Origin of the sequence: Micromonospora peucetia (assembly GCF_900091625.1) — a bacterium.
GTDB classification, from domain to species: domain Bacteria; phylum Actinomycetota; class Actinomycetes; order Mycobacteriales; family Micromonosporaceae; genus Micromonospora; species Micromonospora peucetia.
Window position 1 is genome coordinate 2,294,470 of sequence record NZ_FMIC01000002.1, and the last position, 15,291, is coordinate 2,309,760.

Genomic DNA, 15,291 nt, shown 5'->3' on the forward strand with positions numbered 1-15,291 from the left:
GATAGTACTAAGAGCAATAGTAGATGTGTCCCAGGGAGCTGTCATGAAGCCCTCCACCCGTTCCACCCCGCCTCGGCCCGCAAGCCGCCCGGGCGGGCCGCACGCGCTCCGGCGCACGGCCGGCTGGCTCGGTCCGGTGCTGGTCATCGCCGTGGTCGCGGTGCTGATCGTGCTCGGCCGGCCGCCCTCCGACAAAGGGTCCACCGCGTCCGGCGGGCAGGCGGCGGGCGCCGGAGAGGAACGGGAGAACCCGTTCGCGGGGCTGGCCCGGCGGACGCCGGGCGACCCGGTGGCGCTGGGTGAACCCGACGCGCCCGTGGTGATCATCGAGTACTCCGACTTCCAGTGCCCGTTCTGCGGGCGGCACGCCCGGCAGGTCAAGCCCCGGCTGATCCGCGAGTACGTCGACAAGGGCCTGGTCCGCATCGAGTGGCGGGATCTGCCGTACCTCGGGCCGGAGTCGCGCGACGCCGCGGCCGCCGCCCGCGCCGCTGGTGCACAGGGCAGATTCTGGGAGTTCCACGACGCGCTGTACGCCGGGGAACGGCGGGTCAACAGTGGTGCCCTGGACGACGAGGCGCTGCGCGCCGCCGCCCGCGAGTTGGGACTGGACCTGGCGCGATTCGACGCCGACCGGGCATCCGCTGTCACCACGGCCGCGATCGACCGGGACGGGCAGGAGGCCACTTCGATGGGGATCACGGGCACGCCGGCGTTCATCGTCGGCGGCACACCGATCATCGGGGCCCAGCCGTTCGAGGCGTTCAAGCAGACCATCGACAGGGAGCTGGAATTGGTGCGATGAGCGACGTCGGTTACCTGGCGGCCCTGCTCGGCGGGGTGCTCGCCCTGTTGAGCCCGTGCAGCGCGATGCTGTTGCCGGCGTTCTTCGCGTACGCCTTCGGCAGCCGGCGCCGGCTGGTGGCCCGCACCGGCGTCTTCTATCTCGGGCTCGCCGCGCTCCTGGTGCCTCTCGGCGTCGGTTCCTCCGCCGTCGCGGGCGTGTTCTTCCGCCACCGCGACACGCTCATCCTCGTCGCCGGCTGGGTGATCATCGGGTTGGGCGTCGTGCAGCTGGTGGGGCGTGGGTTCGCGTTCGGGCCGGCGCAACGCTGGCTCGGCCGGCTGACCGGTGACTCCGTTGCATCGGTGTTCGCCCTCGGGGCCGTCTACGGGGTCGCCGGTTTCTGCTCCGGGCCGATCCTCGGCGCGATCCTCACCATCGCCGCCACCTCCGGCCAGCCGGCCGCCGGCGGGGCGCTGCTCGCCGTCTACGCCCTCGGTATGACGGCGCCGCTGCTGCTGCTCGCCCTGGTGTGGGACCGATGGCGCATCGGACAGCGGCGCTGGCTGCGCGGCCGTCTCCTGGCTGTCGGCAGGTTTCGGGTGCACAGCACCTCCCTGGTCTCCGGACTGCTGTTCATCGCGCTCGGCGTGTTGTTCCTGGCCTTCGACGGCACCGCCGGGCTGTCCGGCGGCCTGGGGCTGACCGATGTCGAGGGCGCGGCACAGGAGTGGGTGACCGGCACGCTCGGTTCCGTGCCGGACGAGGCGGTACTGCTGCTCGTCGCCGCAGCCGCGCTCGCCGTCCTGGTTCGCCGCCGGTGGCGACGGGTCGTCCCGGACGAACCCGTCCCGGAGGAGACCTCGGCCCGATCCCGAACGTGAGGTGCCGGGGATCGGGATCCCCGGCAGGTCACGTTCGTACCGGTCTCAGCGGCGGTCGGTCGCCACCAGATCGCGGTCGGCCTGGCGGCGCCGCAGTCGGCCCCGCCAGGCGGTGAAACCGACGGCCACCGCCAGGGCCAGGCCGAGGGCGGACCACAGCAACGGACTGGTCCGCACCTGGTCGGGCAACTGCTGGGCGAGGACGAAGACGCCCATCACCACCACGAACCAGCCGAATACCTTACGCAACACGTCTTCGGGGATCCGGCCGGCGAGCCGGCCGCCGAGCAGGCTGCCGACGACGGCTGCGGCCGTCACCGCGGCGGCCAGGCCCCAGTCGATGCTGACGCTGGACAGGTAGCCGGCGAGGCCGGCGAAGGACTTCATCGCGATGACGACCAGCGAGGTGCCCACGGCGACCGGCATCGGCAGGCCGCCGAGCAGGGCCAGCGCCGGCACCACCAGGAAGCCGCCGCCGGCGCCGACCAGGCCGGTGACCAGGCCGACCACGACACCGTCGAGGAGGACCCGCGGGACCGGAAGCTCGTGCGCCGCGGGCCGTCCCGCCTTGGGACGCCGGCCGCGGATCATCGCGATGGCGGTGGCCAGCATCATCAGTGCGAAGCCGGTGAGCAGCACACCGGCCGGGACGAACTCGGCCAGCCGGCCTCCGGCGTACGCGCCGACCATGCCGGCCGCGCCGAAGACCAGTCCGGTACGCCAACGGATCCGCCCGGACCGCGCGTGCGGCAACACACCGACCGCGCTGGTGACGCCGACGACGAGCAGCGAGGTGGCGATGGCCTCCTTCGCGGGCAGGTCGGCCACGTAGACCAGCAGCGGCACGGCGAGGATCGAGCCGCCACCGCCGAGCAGGCCGAGGCTGATCCCGATCAGCACGGCCAGCCCGACGGTCAGTGCGAGGCTGCCGCTCATGCCCGCCGCCCGGTGACCGGCCCTTCACGCAGCTGGCCGACGACGCTGTCCAGGTCGCAACTGGCTCCCCGGTTGTAGGGGAGCTTGCCGAGCAGCATGCCCATCGCGCAGGTGTTGGTGACCGCGGCGAAGGTGAGGCCGGCGCCGATGAAGCCGGCGACCCACTTCAGCTGCGGCACGAACACCGAGCCGAGGACGCTGGCCAGGACGACGGACCCGGAGACCAGGCGGACCTGGCGCTCCAGGTCCCACCGGGGCCTGCCCTGGGCGATCGGGGCGTGGACGGCCTGCCAGGCCATGATGCCGCCGGTGAGGACCTTCAGGTTGGGCAGGCCGGCCCCGGCGAGGGCCTGTTCGGCCTGGACGGAGCGGGCCCCGGAGCGACAGATCAGCACGACGTCCTCGTCGAGGTGGCGGCGTAGCTCCTCGCGGTGCTCCCTGAGCAGGTCCAGCGGCACGTTGTAGGAGCCGGGGATGTGCGAGCTCTCGAACTCGCCGGGTGTGCGCACGTCGAGCAGGCGCGGGGCGCGGCCGGAGTCGATCAGCTCTCGCAGGGTTGCGGCGTCGATCGTGGCGGGGGTGGTCGGGGTCGTGGTCATGTCTCTCCTCAAGGGTGTCGGTGGTGAGGTGGGCGAGGCCGGAGATCTGCGCGGCCCCGCCGGGCGGAGCGCCGTCCGGCACCCCACCCGGGCCCGGCGGCGCCGGAGCGGACGGGTCCTCAGGGGGTGGCGGCCATCCGGACGCCCACCTGTTCGGCCCGGCCGAACATGTCGTCGATCAGGACGACGTCGCGGCCGGCGTTGGCCAGCAGGGACGCGGCGGCGGTGGCGCGGTAGCCGGAGCCGCAGTGCACCCACACCGGCCCGGCGGGCACGTCGCCGAGCCGCTTGGGCAGGTCGGGCAGCGGCACGTGCACCGCGCCGTCGATGTGGCCGGCCTTCCACTCGTTGGTCATCCGTACGTCGAGCACGACCTGCGGGTCGGGCAGGCCCTCGGGGGTGTTCCCGGCCTGCGCGGCCGCGAGGGCCGGGAAGTCGGCGACAGCCAGCTCACGCAGCTCCGCCGGACGGGTGGCCCACTGCTCGGGCGCTCCGGTGGCCTGGGCGGCCGGGCGGTCGATGCCGATGCGGACCAGCTCCCGCTGGGCGGCGGCGACCTGCTCCGGCGTCTCCGCCAGGAAGGTGATCGGCACCCCCCAGTCGATCAGCCAGCCGAGCCAGGTCGACATCGGGCCGTCCAGGCCGAGGCTGACGGTGCCGGCGAGGTGCGAGGCCGCGTACGCCTTGCGGTGGCGTAGGTCGACGACCCATTCCCCGGCGGCGATCCGCTCCCGCAGCTGCCCGGCCTCGGCGCGGGTCACGGGGCTGAGGTCGACCGGGGCGGGCCCGGCGGCGTTGGCCACACCCATGTGGGCGTAGTAGGCGGGGTAGGCGTCCAGCCCGGCCAGGGTCTCGGTGACGAACTGGTCGGCGGCCAGCCGCAGCGCCGGGTTGGCCGCCCGCTCCCGCCCGATCGTGGACTCCGGCGCGTCAGCCTGACTGGCCGAGCAGAAGCTGCCGAAGCCGTGGGTCGGCCACACCTCCGCGCCGTCGGGCAGCAGGTCGGCCAGCTTCCGCGCCGAGTCGTGCTGGTGGTGGGCGAGGGTGTGGGCATGCTGCTGGCCGAGCAGGTCGGTCCGGCCGGTCGTGCCGAACAGCAGCGACCCACCGGTGAACACCCCCGCCGGGGACCAGGCACCGTCGTCCGCCTCGTCCAGCACGTACGACAGGTGGTGGAACGTGTGTCCCGGGGTGCCCACCACCCGCAGCCGCAGCGAGTCCGACACCGGCACCAGGTCGCCGTCGGAGACCGCGATCCGGTCGAAGCCCACCTCGTCGGCCGCCGCGACCAGGTAGTTCGCGCCCGTGATCCGAGTCAGTTCCAGACCACCGGACACGTAGTCGTTGTGGATGTGCGTCTCCACCACATGGGTGATCCGCACGCCTTTCTCACCCGCGAGATACATGATCCGGTCGATGTCCCGTTGCGGGTCCACCACCACCGCCACCCGGCCGTCGGTCGCCAGGTAGCTGCGGTCACCCAGGGACGAGGTCGCGATGACCGATACCTGTACCGCCATCCGTCTGCTCCTTTCGCCAACCCACATACCCGGGGGGGTATGTGGGAAATAGTCGTCACCCTCGGTCGAACGCTCGAACACGCCTGTACCCGCCCCGGCTGCGGACATGCCGCCGGGGCACCGGTGTCAGCCCTGGCGGATCACGCCAGGGCCAGGAACAGCTTCTCCAGTTCCTCCTCGGTCATCTCCGGCTGCTCACCCCGATCGCGGGCGCCGGAGCAGTGCCGCATTCCAGAGGCGATGATCTTGTAGCCCGCCCGGTCGATCGCCTTCGACACCGCGGCGAGCTGGGTCAGCGCCTCGCGGCAGTCCTGGCCGGTCTCCATCATCTCGATCACCGCGTTGAGCTGCCCTCGGGCTCGCTTCAGGCGGGTCAGCGCCTCGCCGGTCATCTCGGGCCGCAACTTCATCTCATCTACCTCCGCTCCCACCGTAACACCTACCCCCGGGGGTATGCGCCGATCGGCTTCCGGCTGGTGCCATGACTGGGGCAACCATACCCCAGGGGGTATGCATTCCCGCTGGATGCGGGTCCGACCCCGCCTCGCGGCGGCACGAGGGCCGCACGAAGATCAGACGCAGCAGATGATGGCGCCGACGACACTGACCAGTCCCGGCGCGAACACCGCGGCCAGCGGAAGCGCGACCCGGGCAGACGTCCGGTAGCCCGGGGGCCCGGCCTGCAGGCGGTGCAGCCGTGTCGACACGTCCGTTCCGGCCATCGGCAGGGTGTGCGCGGGGTGCGGAGCACCGTCGAGGGCGATCAGCGCCGCGCGAACCGCGGGTGCGCCGCAGGCGCGTACGGCCGCCGCGTCGGCGGACAGTTCGACCAGGAGTCGGATGGCGCGCGGGGCGCGGCGGGTCAGCGGCACCCACGGTGCGGTCTTGGCCAGGACCTCGGCGAAGGCGACGATCAGATGGTGCCGGCCGCGCAGGTGGGCCCGCTCGTGACACAGCACTGCCGCGCGTTGGGCCGGGGGCAGCCGCAGGACACCGGCGCTGACGACGAGCAACCCCCGACGGCCGCCAACGCTGTAGGCCAGTGGCGTGCGGTGCGGAACCCGCAGCACCGGTTGCCGCTCCGGCGTGAGGGTTTCGCCGACCAGGGTCACCAGGTCCTGATGCGCCTGTCGGGACCTGCGCTGGGAACGCCACTGCCGAACAGCGACGACCAGACATCGCGCGACCAGTACGGCGACTGCCGCCACGCCGATCACGCCGACAACCTTGTCCTGCGCCGGCAGCCGGCCGTGGCGCACCGCGAGCCAGCAGTGGCGCGCGAGATGCTCTGCCCAGTTCTCGATGCGGCCGGCGGGCGCGAGCAGCAGCACCAGCCCGGCGACGAAGGTCAGCAGCACTGCGGCCAGGCTGCCCCACCAGGCGAGCAACACGGCGATCGGATCACGGACCCGGCCGGCGGCGCGTTCCAGCAGGGTCGGCGCCAGCCAGGCCACGGCGAGCGCACCGGCGATCAGGGGGAAGGCCGGGCTCATCGACGATCCGACCGCTCTTCGAGCACCTGCCGCAGCACCGCCAACTCCCGGTCAGAGGCCGAACGGGCGAAGTGCAGCAGCACCACGTCGGGTTGGAGACTGGTCTCCAGCATGCGCCGTAGGGTCCGGGCCACGAGTTCCTCCCGGCTGCCGGCAGGCCGGTAGTGGTAGGCCTTGCCGCTCTTGTCCCGCAGCACCCACTGCTTGCGGTGCAGGTTGTCCAGCACGGTCATGACGGTGGTGTAGGCCAGGGTGCGTCCTGCCAGCCTGTTCAGCACCTCACGCACCCGCAGGGGCTCGTCCGCCTGCCACAGCACGTCCATGACAGCGGCTTCCAACTCACCCAGGCCGTTCACCGTGGACCACCTCGACCACCTGCCGGTCGGTGCCGTTCGATGACACCCCGCCTCCACATCCACGTCACCCTACGCTGACGTCGGAGACCCGAACTCCCGCTGCCGGTTTCGGACGGTCGACAGGCTGCGGGCCTCCACCCGTGGCCTGTCCTGCGCCTAGCCCCGAACTTCTTCGGGGCTCCTGCCCCAGTTGGTGATGATCTCGGGCCAGTTGGGGCGCTTCGTTCGGTTGTTCCCCGTGTGGATGGTCGTCTGCATGGGCTGCCAGCTGACCCCGGCGTCGCCGCTGCGCAGTACCCGACCGTCGCGGGTGGCGAGGAAGATCAGATCACCGTGGGTGGTGAAGGCCGCGGGGGCGTCCGGAACCTTCCCGCCGGTCGCCGACCAGGCAGCTCCGCCGTCGACGGACAGCAGGACGCGGCCGTCGGCGGCAATCCCGTGCAGCCGGTTCTGGTCAGCCCACTCCAGCAGCAGGAGCGGTGGCCCGGCTGCTCCGGTCCAGGTTCTGCCGCCGTCGACGGAGCGTTGCAGGCCCTGCTCGGTGGTCGCGAGCAGGGTCGCGGGACGCCCAGGCTCGACCGCCAGGTCCAGCGCCTCGATCTTGGACCGCGCCTGCCAGGTGCGGAGGTCATTGGTGGCCAGCAGAGAGTTGGTCGTGGAGTCCAGGCCGTAGGTGAAGCCGGCGACGCTGCGCAGGGAATGGAAGTCGGCCTGCCCGGACAGGGAGACCGGTCGCCAGGTGAGTCCCGCGTCGGTGCTCTCGATCAGGCCCAGATTCGCAGGGCCGGCCTTCCCGGCCGCCGGGTGCCCCGAGGCAAGGAAGTGGTTCCGCCCGATCACGGTGAAGCCCATGGTGTCCTGCCGTCCCTCCCCGACCTGGACGGCCTCGCTGTCAGACACGCGAACGACGCCGTCGTGGGTCGCCACGTAGAGCTGCTCATCCGCGGGGTTGACAGCCATGGCGTGTACGTGGCTCAGGCGATCTGCCGACGAGGCGCCAGAGGTGGACGACTTCCCACGCCAGCCGACGCCTGCGATGACAGCGGTCGTGAGCAGGACCGAGGCCACCGCAATGCCTGTCCAGATCATTCGGTTCGATCGATTGGCGGGCACCCGGCCTCCTAGTGCGTGAACTCCCGGTTCCGGACACTGGCGCCGATGATACGCCACCTACTATGACTGCTTAGTAGGGCCTGGGCCGACCACGTGGCGCGGAGTCGGGCGTGTGAGCGGTTGACAGCCCTGGCTGTGCCGGGCGACAACGTCCTGCTCCGGTCCGTCGACCTGACCTGCGGCCGGTGAAACAGTAGGGGTCCTGCCGGACAGGTAGAGGGTGTGAGGAAACTGCAGCCGGATCGGGAGGGGCGCTTCCGGGCGCTGTACGCCGATGCCTATGTCGACGTGTTGCGCTTCGCCCAGCGCCGCGTACACCCAAGCCACGCCGAGGACGTCGTCGCCGATGCCTTCCTGGTGGCCTGGCGCCGCGCGGAGGAGGTGCCGAACAGATCCGACGACGCGCGGGCCTGGCTGTTCGGCATCGCCCGCCACTGCCTGCTCAACACCCAACGCGGTCTCGGACGGCAGGACGCCCTGGCGGTCCGGATCGCCGAGACCGCACCGACCACCCCGACCGACGGACCCGAGGACGAGGCGGTCGTGCACCGCCTGGATCTGGCCGCGGCCTGGAAACACCTGAGCGCCGGTGAGCAGGAGACGCTGTCACTGAGCGTCTTCGAGGACCTCACCTCTCCCCAGGCCGCCCGGGTTCTGGGCATCAGCGCCGCCTCCTACCGGCTGCGGCTGCTGCGCGCCCGCCGCGCCCTGCGCCGCCAACTCGATCGTGTCCAGCAACCGGGCTGCTCACCCGCTCCGGCATCCCGCACCTCAGCAGTGTCACCGTCGACTCCCACCCAGATGGAGACCCGTCCATGAACACGTACATCCCGGACTCCGCGAACTCCCGCCTCGATGCGGCCCTGCGGTCCCTCGACGCCGCCGGCACCCCGACCGCCGAGCAGCATCAGCGTGCCGCAACCACGCTGGAACGGATCGTTGCGACCGCACCTGCCGCGGACACCACCCACCCCGGCGCCTCAGCGCCGGTGCGACGCTCCCGGCGCCGTCTGCTGCTCATCCCGGTGGCTGCGGCCGCGCTGACGGCTGCTGTCGTCGTCCTGCCCGGCGGCGAAGACGGCGGACGGGCGTACGCGTCCTGGACCCCCGTGCCGACCGCTCTGACCGCCGCCGAGATCGACACCGTGGCACCGGCCTGCCGCAAGCGATTGCGCGGTGGCTCCCTGGACCTGGAGCGGGCCCGGCTCGTGCTGGCCGAGCGTCGCGGTGAGTACGTCGCCCTGCTGTACCGCACCGACGACCCCGACATTTCGGGATCCTGCCTGGCGCGCAACCCCCAGGGCGACGACGACGTCGACGACGTGGACGTCGGGATCGGTGGCAGCTCGGGGCCCGCGCTGCCGGCACCTGCCCGGGGCTTCACCCAGGGAGCCGTCGCCGACTACCGCGACGCATCGATCACCGACGGCGCAACCGGCGCTGACGTCGCCGGCGTGACCATCCACGCCGGCGGGCTGACCGTCCAGGCCTCGGTGAGCAACGGCCGCTACGTCGCCTGGTGGCCGGGCGCGGCCTTCGAACAGGACCGCGATCAGCCCAGCGGAGAGGATGGCGCCCGGTCGCTCATCAGCTACGACCTGACGCTGACCGACGGCACTGTCGTCCACGACGCCCAGCCCACCCTGCCGTCATGACGAACCGGCACTCCACGACAGCCGCCCACTGACACGGAGCACGGCAGTCCCGATGTCGGCCGGGTGCCCAACGGGTACCGGCGGATGCGGACAGCACGCCGCCGGCCCGCCCCGAGGGGCTGGCCGGCGGAAGGCGGTGCGACGGTCAGTGGATCCGGCGGCGGCCGTAGGCGCCAGCGGCGATCGCCACGCCGATCGCGGCGAAGACGACCTGGATGGCCAGTTCGATCCAGTCGATGCCAGCGGTGTCGTCGACACCGAGAGCGCCTGCGACGAGGGTGCCGAGGATCGCGGCGACCACGCCGATGAGCAGGGTCAGCCAGATCGGGATGGTCTGCTTGCCCGGCACGACCAATCGGCCCAGCGCGCCGATGATCAGGCCGATGATGATCGCGGTGAAGAAGCCGGTGACTTCCACGAGAGCCGTCCTTCCGGAGGAGTTGTCGTCGGATTCGATCATTGCCCTGCGGGGCAGGCACCGAAACCGCCGCCGTCTCATCCGCCCCCAGCCCTCTCAACGAGGACGGCAGGGCGCCCGGTGCGCCCGAGTGGATTCTCGGGACACCGGGCGCCCGGTGGAGTGCTACTTCGTGGTGCTGGCGAGGTCGACCAGGGCGCTGGCGGTACGGAAGTACGGGTTGCGCCCGAGGTCGCCGACGGTGGTGATGCCGAAGGCCTCCTTGAGCAGCTTGGCGTCGCCGTCGCTGACCCCGGCGAGGGCGGCCACGGGAGCGTCGACGATCTCGTTGAGGGCCTTGTCCTGGTAGGCCTTGTCGACCAGCTTGGTGAAGTCGGCGGTGACGGGCATGCACACTCCTTCAATGCTCCGATCGGATATTCCGACCGAATGCGGACGAACCTTGTGAATTAGATCATCAAACCGAACACAGCTCCACTTCGGACCGCGACTCAGCCCTCGTCCTCGTCCTCGTCCTCCCCGAAGGAGTCGAACACCTCGTCGGCGACCATGCCGCCGGCGAAGCCGAGCGCCGCGCCGCCGGCCACCCCGGCGGCGACGGCACCCATGCCGGGTCCGCGCCGCTCGTGGTGCTCCTCGTGATGCCCGCCGGAGTAGCCGGGCGGCGGGGCGTGGTCGACGGGCCTGCCGTAGCCGTATTCGGGCTGGCCGTAGCCGTGGCCGGTGTGCGGGCTCTGGTGGTGATCGATGGCCAGGCGGACCCAGGTGTCGACCTGGGCGGCCCAGTCCACGCGATCGGCGTCGGCATGGGCGGCATGATGGCGGCCGAAGGAGTCGTGGCCGCCGGTGAACAGGCCGCCGCGCTTGTCGAACTCCAGGACGACGTCGACGCCGTGTTCGCCGGCCACCAGGGTCAGCTCAACCTCGTTGGCCGCGTGGGCGTACTGCGGTGCGGCGTAGTATTCGATCTCCTGGTAGAACGGCAGCGTCTGGTGCAGCCCGGAGATGTGGCCGCGTTCGAGGTCGGCGCCCTTGAACTGGAAGCCGAGCTGGCCGAAGGCGTTCAGGATGCGCTCCTGCACGGGCAGCGGATGCACGTGCACCGGGTCGAGATCGCCCTTGTCGACCGCGCCGCGGATGGCCACCTCGGTGCGTAGGCCCATCGTCATGCCGTGCAGGTGCTGCCCGTGCAGATCGGTCACCGGGGTCTCCCACGGCATCTGCACCTGGAACGGCAGCGACAGGTGCTGTCCCTCCCGCAGGAGCAGGCCGCTGGCGACGCCGACGCGGTGGAACTCGACGAAGGCGTCGTACTCCTCCTCCGCGCCCTCCATCTCCACCCGGGTGACCAGGCCGACGGTGACGTGGTCGATCTCCACGTCGTGGCTGCCGCCGGTCAGGTTCACCTGCCCGGCCAGCATCAGCCCCGGGCGGGTGTTCGGATTGGACAGGACCGCATCGACGCTGGGGCCGCCCACCCGGAACGCACCCAGCATCTTCTTGAACACCATCAGTCTCCCTCGACGGCCACCGAACGCGCGACACCCCGAATCCGGTAGGAATCCCACGTGAAACCCTTGTGTCGCAACAAGATCGACGATGTCCATCGTGGACACCAGTCGAGCCGGGAAGCTACCAACGCAACCTGACAGGTAGCTGAGTGAGCTCGTTCAGTCACCGTCCGGTGGCGGCTATCCTCTCGGCCATGGGAGCTGTCAAGCCGTGGCACCTGTTCGTCCTGACGATCTGCTGCCTCCTGCCGACGGCGGCAGCGATCGTCGGCGGGATCATCGTCGCCCGCCGATCGCGCGACCGGCGCTGAGCGGCCCCGCACTCCCGGCGGGCGACGACGGGAGACCCTCAGGCTGGCACCGGCTGGTCGAACTGGGTGCGGTACAGCTCGGCGTACCGGCCGCCGCGGGCCAGCAGGTCGGGGTGCCGGCCGCGTTCCACGATCCGGCCGTGTTCCAGCACCAGGATCTGGTCGGCGGAGCGGATCGTGGACAGCCGGTGCGCGATGACCACGCTGGTCCGGCCGGTCAACGCCTCACCCAGCGCCGCCTGCACCGCCGCCTCGGACGTCGAGTCGAGGTGTGCGGTGGCCTCGTCGAGAATCACCACGCGTGGACGCGAGAGCAGCAGCCGGGCGATGGTGAGCCGCTGGCGTTCACCGCCGGAGAGCCGGTATCCCCGCTCACCCACGACCGTCTCCAGGCCGTCCGGCAGCGAGCGGATCATCTCGGCCAGCCGGGCCCGGCGCAGCACGTCCCACAGGTCGTCCTCGCCCGCGTCCGGCCGGGCGTACAGCAGGTTGGCGCGGATCGTGTCGTGCAGCAGGTGACCGTCCTGCGTGACCACCCCCAGGGCGTCCCGGACCGAGTCGCCGGTCAGTTCGCGGACGTCGTGACCGGAGAGCCGGACGGCGCCCTGCTCCACGTCGTACAGGCGGGGGAGCAGTTGGGCGATGGTCGACTTGCCCGCGCCCGACGAGCCGACCAGGGCGACCATCTGGCCCGGCTCGGCGCGGAACGAGACCCCGTGCAGCACCTCCTCGCCGCTGCGGGGGTCGAGCTTCGCCACGTCCTCCAGCGAGGCCAGTGAGACCTTCTCCGCCGACGGGTAGCCGAAACGGACGTCGTCGAACTCGACCGCCACCGGCCCGTCGGGCAGCGTCCGGGCGTCCGGCCTGTCCTCGATCATCGGCTTGAGGTCCAGGATCTCGAAGACCCGCTCGAAGCTGACCAGCGCGCTCATGATCTCCACCCGCGCGCTCGCGAGCGAGGTCAGCGGCGCGTACAGGCGGGACAGCAGCAGGGCGAGCGCGACGACCGCGCCGGCGTCGAGCTGCCCGCGGATGGCGTACACGCCGCCCAGGCCGTACACCAGGGCCAGCGCGAGGGAACCGACCACCGTGAGGGCCGTGATGAAGACGGTCTGCAACATGGCGGTACGGACGCCGATGTCGCGCACGCGCCGGGCGCGGACGGCGAACTCGGCGGACTCCTCCGCCGGCCGGCCGTAGAGCTTGACCAGGGTGGCACCGGGCGCGGAGAACTTCTCGGTCATCCGGGTGCTCATCGCCGCGTTGAGATCGGCGGCCTCCCGTTGGAACCGGGCCAGCTTCCGGCCCATCCGCCGGGCGGGCAGCACGAAGACGGGCAGCAGCACCAGCGCCAGCAGGGTGATCTGCCAGGAGAAGGTCAGCATCACCGCGAGCGTGAGGAGCAGCGTCACGGCGTTGCCGACCACGCCGGAGAGCGTGTCGCTGAACGCCTGCTGCGCCCCGATCACGTCGCTGTTGAGCCGCGAGACCAGGGCGCCGGTGCGGGTCCGGGTGAAGAACGCGACGGGCATCCGCTGCACGTGGTCGAAGACGGCGGTGCGCAGGTCGACGATCAGGCCCTCGCCGATCCGGGCCGAGTGGTAGCGGGTGAGCAGCCCCAGGCCGGCCTCGGCGAGCGCGATCAGGGCGATCGCCACGGCCAGCCGCACCACCGTCGACGTGTCGGTGCCGGACACGATGGCGTCGACCACCCGCCCGGCCAGCACCGGCGCGGCCACGGTCAGCACGGCGGCCACGACGCTGCCCGCCAGGAACCACGCGAGCAGGCGGCGGTGCGGGCGTGCGAAGCCGCCGATCCGTCTGAAGGTCGCCCTGGAGAAGGGCCGCTGGTCACGCTGATGCATCGCGTGGTGCAGAGACATCCACGCGGTGACTTCCATGCTCATACCCGTCAAACTAGAACCTGGAGGAAGGTTGAGGTCAAGAAAGCCGGGTCCGTTGTGGACGCGGAAAGCGTGCGCCGAATCGAGGGCAAGCCTTCCCGGCACTCGGCAGCTGCGGGGTCTGTCGCTCGCGGGCGCCGTCACCCTGGCATACTCTCCGTGCTGTCCCCGTCACGCTGTCGTCCATCGAAGGGGAGTCATGGTGGATCGTGAGCCGGTCGCGGAACCGTCCTTTGCCAGCGAAGGCGCCAAGCCGATGCCCTGGTCGCAGGCCCGCGAGCGGCTGGCGGAGGCGGGCGAGTTCTTCCTGTCCACCGTCCGGCCCGACGGCCGGCCGCACGCCGTGCCGTTGCTGGCCATGTGGCTCGACGGCGCCATGTACTTCTGCTCCAGCGAGTCCGCCCACAAGGTCGACAACCTCGTGGCCAACCCGCACTGCGTCCTCACCACCGGTAGCCCCGAGCTGGACCTCTCGATCGAGGGCACGGCAGCGCGGGTCGCCAACTCGGCGACGCTGAAGCGCGTCGCCGAGGCCTACGGGGAGAAGTACGGCTGGGAGGTGACCCCGGTCGACGGTGGGGTCGACGGCGACGGGATCGGCCCGTCGCCGTACATCGTCTTCGAGGTCACCCCGGCCAAGGTGATCGGCATGGACAAGGGATCCGGCTTCAGCGCCACCCGGTGGCGGTTCGACTGAGCACGTCGGCCGGGCGCAGTTGTCCGGTTGATATCCTTCGCCGTGCCGGCCCACCTGGCCGGCGCGACCCCCGCTCCGCGCGTCACCGATGTCCCGGGCGCGGCCGTCGGCGACCCGGAACAGCTCAGGACAGTCGAGAGCCGAGGCGATGATGACCACCTTCAGTTGGTCGGAACTTCGGCGCGAGCCCGTCCACGAGGACGACCACCTGCTCGTGCTCGACAAGCCGCCGGGCATCTCCGTGATGGGCGAGCGGCACGCCGATTCCCTCACCGACCTGGCCGCCGCCGCCGGGGAGCCGGTGCACTGGGTGCACCGTATCGACAAGGTCACCTCGGGGCTGCTGCTGCTGGCCAGGACGCCGTCGGCGCACGCGTCGCTGACCCGGCAGTTCGCCGACCGGGGTGCCGACAAGCGCTATCTGGCCTGGGTCGAGGGGGATCGGCTGCCCGAGCACGGCACCATCGACCTGCCGCTGCGGCCGGGACGCAAGGGCACCATCCGGATCGCGGGAGAGCGCGACGCCATCCACTACGACGCCGACCGTCGCCGCTTCGTGCTGCCGGAGTCGGCCGTCGACCGGTCCAAGCCCTCCTACGAGTCGCGTACCGACTTCGCGACGGCGCTGGTCAGCGGCGACCGTACGCTGCTGGTGCTCAAGCCGGTCACCGGTCGACGCCACCAGATCCGCGTCCACCTGGCGTGGCTCGGCTTCCCGATCGTCGGTGACCCGCTGTTCCACCGCGGGCAGGCGGACCAGCGGACGTACCTCCACTCGTGGGGCTGCGAGATCACCTGCGACTGGCGGGACGAGCCGCGGACCCGGTTCTGGGCCGCGCCCGGCGAGGAGTTCCTCGACGTCTTCGCCGACGGCCGGAAGCCCCGGCTCGACGACGCCCTCGATGCGCTGGCCGGCTGACCGGCCCGGACCGCCCCCGCCCGGACCGCCCTCGCCCGGAACGGCCGGACCCGGACGGTCCGGACCGCCACCGGCATCCCGGTCGAAGGGGCCGCCGGAAGTTCCAGCCGAGGTGGACCGTAGGTGTCGTTTCCGACAGATCCGGCCCCTTGTTCCCGCTCGGCATAGCGGCGCGGCGGGCCCGACCATTA

General features: G+C 71.4%; 17 protein-coding genes. 6 read left to right on the forward strand and 11 right to left on the reverse strand.

From position 1 onward, the window contains the following. Positions 1–43: 43 nt before the first annotated feature. On the forward strand, positions 44–805 hold the full coding sequence (locus GA0070608_RS10750) for a DsbA family protein (protein ID WP_091626063.1): 762 nt from the start codon (positions 44–46) through the stop codon (positions 803–805). Beyond that, complete coding sequence (locus tag GA0070608_RS10755; RefSeq protein WP_091626067.1) at positions 802–1,668, forward strand: cytochrome c biogenesis CcdA family protein; 867 nt, start codon at positions 802–804, stop codon at positions 1,666–1,668. The genes GA0070608_RS10750 and GA0070608_RS10755 overlap by 4 nt, the downstream gene beginning before the upstream one ends. 45 nt (positions 1,669–1,713) lie before the next feature. Here GA0070608_RS10755 and GA0070608_RS10760 read toward each other — a convergent pair whose 3' ends face one another. The 7 genes from GA0070608_RS10760 to GA0070608_RS10790 form a co-directional block, all read right to left on the reverse strand. Continuing rightward, entirely contained in the window at positions 1,714–2,604 is an 891-nt protein-coding gene (locus tag GA0070608_RS10760; protein ID WP_091626071.1) for a sulfite exporter TauE/SafE family protein, read from the reverse strand. Next, a complete protein-coding gene (locus GA0070608_RS10765; RefSeq protein WP_091626076.1) occupies positions 2,601–3,203 on the reverse strand; it encodes a rhodanese-like domain-containing protein in 603 nt (200 codons plus the stop codon). Before GA0070608_RS10765 ends, GA0070608_RS10760 begins: the two co-directional genes overlap by 4 nt. 119 nt (positions 3,204–3,322) lie before the next feature. Beyond that, positions 3,323–4,723: an MBL fold metallo-hydrolase gene (locus tag GA0070608_RS10770; RefSeq protein ID WP_091626079.1), complete on the reverse strand. Its 1,401-nt coding sequence runs from the start codon at positions 4,721–4,723 to the stop codon at positions 3,323–3,325. 140 nt (positions 4,724–4,863) lie between these two features. Next, the gene (locus tag GA0070608_RS10775; RefSeq protein WP_091626082.1) at positions 4,864–5,133 is read right to left on the reverse strand and encodes a metal-sensitive transcriptional regulator; all 270 of its coding nucleotides are present in this window, start codon (positions 5,131–5,133) and stop codon (positions 4,864–4,866) included. Positions 5,134–5,295: 162 nt separating this feature from the next. Beyond that, positions 5,296–6,216, reverse strand: a complete 921-nt coding sequence (locus tag GA0070608_RS10780) for a M56 family metallopeptidase (protein WP_091626085.1) — start codon at positions 6,214–6,216, stop codon at positions 5,296–5,298. Continuing rightward, a complete protein-coding gene (locus tag GA0070608_RS10785) occupies positions 6,213–6,572 on the reverse strand; it encodes a BlaI/MecI/CopY family transcriptional regulator (protein ID WP_091626090.1) in 360 nt (119 codons plus the stop codon). Before GA0070608_RS10785 ends, GA0070608_RS10780 begins: the two co-directional genes overlap by 4 nt. Positions 6,573–6,728: 156 nt before the next feature. After that, on the reverse strand, positions 6,729–7,661 hold the full coding sequence (locus tag GA0070608_RS10790) for a F510_1955 family glycosylhydrolase (protein ID WP_342672653.1): 933 nt from the start codon (positions 7,659–7,661) through the stop codon (positions 6,729–6,731). A gap of 246 nt (positions 7,662–7,907) precedes the next feature. On the opposite strand from GA0070608_RS10790, the gene GA0070608_RS10795 reads away from it, so the two are divergent. Continuing rightward, the gene (locus GA0070608_RS10795; protein ID WP_091626100.1) at positions 7,908–8,504 is read left to right on the forward strand and encodes an RNA polymerase sigma factor; all 597 of its coding nucleotides are present in this window, start codon (positions 7,908–7,910) and stop codon (positions 8,502–8,504) included. Then, positions 8,501–9,340, forward strand: coding sequence for a hypothetical protein (locus tag GA0070608_RS10800; RefSeq protein WP_091626103.1), 840 nt, complete (start codon positions 8,501–8,503; stop codon positions 9,338–9,340). Before GA0070608_RS10795 ends, GA0070608_RS10800 begins: the two co-directional genes overlap by 4 nt. Positions 9,341–9,485: 145 nt before the next feature. Here GA0070608_RS10800 and GA0070608_RS10805 read toward each other — a convergent pair whose 3' ends face one another. The 4 genes from GA0070608_RS10805 to GA0070608_RS10820 form a co-directional block, all read right to left on the reverse strand. Then, a complete protein-coding gene (locus GA0070608_RS10805; protein WP_091634840.1) occupies positions 9,486–9,758 on the reverse strand; it encodes a GlsB/YeaQ/YmgE family stress response membrane protein in 273 nt (90 codons plus the stop codon). Between the two features lie 165 nt (positions 9,759–9,923). After that, positions 9,924–10,148 carry a hypothetical protein gene (locus tag GA0070608_RS10810; protein WP_091626107.1) on the reverse strand — a complete coding sequence of 75 codons (225 nt, stop codon included), beginning with the start codon at positions 10,146–10,148 and terminating at the stop codon, positions 9,924–9,926. Between the two features lie 101 nt (positions 10,149–10,249). Then, positions 10,250–11,269, reverse strand: coding sequence for a sporulation protein (locus GA0070608_RS10815; protein ID WP_091626112.1), 1,020 nt, complete (start codon positions 11,267–11,269; stop codon positions 10,250–10,252). A 349-nt stretch (positions 11,270–11,618) separates the two neighbouring features. Beyond that, positions 11,619–13,487 carry an ABC transporter ATP-binding protein gene (locus GA0070608_RS10820; protein WP_091626116.1) on the reverse strand — a complete coding sequence of 623 codons (1,869 nt, stop codon included), beginning with the start codon at positions 13,485–13,487 and terminating at the stop codon, positions 11,619–11,621. A 199-nt stretch (positions 13,488–13,686) separates the two neighbouring features. On the opposite strand from GA0070608_RS10820, the gene GA0070608_RS10825 reads away from it, so the two are divergent. Further along, the gene (locus GA0070608_RS10825) at positions 13,687–14,181 is read left to right on the forward strand and encodes a pyridoxamine 5'-phosphate oxidase family protein (protein WP_176733685.1); all 495 of its coding nucleotides are present in this window, start codon (positions 13,687–13,689) and stop codon (positions 14,179–14,181) included. Positions 14,182–14,332: 151 nt separating this feature from the next. Next, a complete protein-coding gene (locus GA0070608_RS10830; protein WP_176733686.1) occupies positions 14,333–15,100 on the forward strand; it encodes an RluA family pseudouridine synthase in 768 nt (255 codons plus the stop codon). Positions 15,101–15,291 lie beyond the last annotated feature (191 nt).

What these genes read in the sequence shown, in the direction of transcription:
- GA0070608_RS10750 (WP_091626063.1), top strand. Translation starts at nt 44, where the DNA reads ATGAAGCCCTCCACCCGTTCCACCCCGCCTCGGCCCGCAAGCCGCCCG.
- GA0070608_RS10755 (WP_091626067.1), top strand. Translation starts at nt 802, where the DNA reads ATGAGCGACGTCGGTTACCTGGCGGCCCTGCTCGGCGGGGTGCTCGCC.
- GA0070608_RS10760 (WP_091626071.1), bottom strand. Translation starts at nt 2,604, where the DNA reads ATGAGCGGCAGCCTCGCACTGACCGTCGGGCTGGCCGTGCTGATCGGG.
- GA0070608_RS10765 (WP_091626076.1), bottom strand. Translation starts at nt 3,203, where the DNA reads ATGACCACGACCCCGACCACCCCCGCCACGATCGACGCCGCAACCCTG.
- GA0070608_RS10770 (WP_091626079.1), bottom strand. Translation starts at nt 4,723, where the DNA reads ATGGCGGTACAGGTATCGGTCATCGCGACCTCGTCCCTGGGTGACCGC.
- GA0070608_RS10775 (WP_091626082.1), bottom strand. Translation starts at nt 5,133, where the DNA reads ATGAAGTTGCGGCCCGAGATGACCGGCGAGGCGCTGACCCGCCTGAAG.
- GA0070608_RS10780 (WP_091626085.1), bottom strand. Translation starts at nt 6,216, where the DNA reads ATGAGCCCGGCCTTCCCCCTGATCGCCGGTGCGCTCGCCGTGGCCTGG.
- GA0070608_RS10790 (WP_342672653.1), bottom strand. Translation starts at nt 7,661, where the DNA reads ATGATCTGGACAGGCATTGCGGTGGCCTCGGTCCTGCTCACGACCGCT.
- GA0070608_RS10800 (WP_091626103.1), top strand. Translation starts at nt 8,501, where the DNA reads ATGAACACGTACATCCCGGACTCCGCGAACTCCCGCCTCGATGCGGCC.
- GA0070608_RS10810 (WP_091626107.1), bottom strand. Translation starts at nt 10,148, where the DNA reads ATGCCCGTCACCGCCGACTTCACCAAGCTGGTCGACAAGGCCTACCAG.
- GA0070608_RS10815 (WP_091626112.1), bottom strand. Translation starts at nt 11,269, where the DNA reads ATGGTGTTCAAGAAGATGCTGGGTGCGTTCCGGGTGGGCGGCCCCAGC.
- GA0070608_RS10820 (WP_091626116.1), bottom strand. Translation starts at nt 13,487, where the DNA reads ATGAGCATGGAAGTCACCGCGTGGATGTCTCTGCACCACGCGATGCAT.
- GA0070608_RS10830 (WP_176733686.1), top strand. Translation starts at nt 14,333, where the DNA reads ATGACCACCTTCAGTTGGTCGGAACTTCGGCGCGAGCCCGTCCACGAG.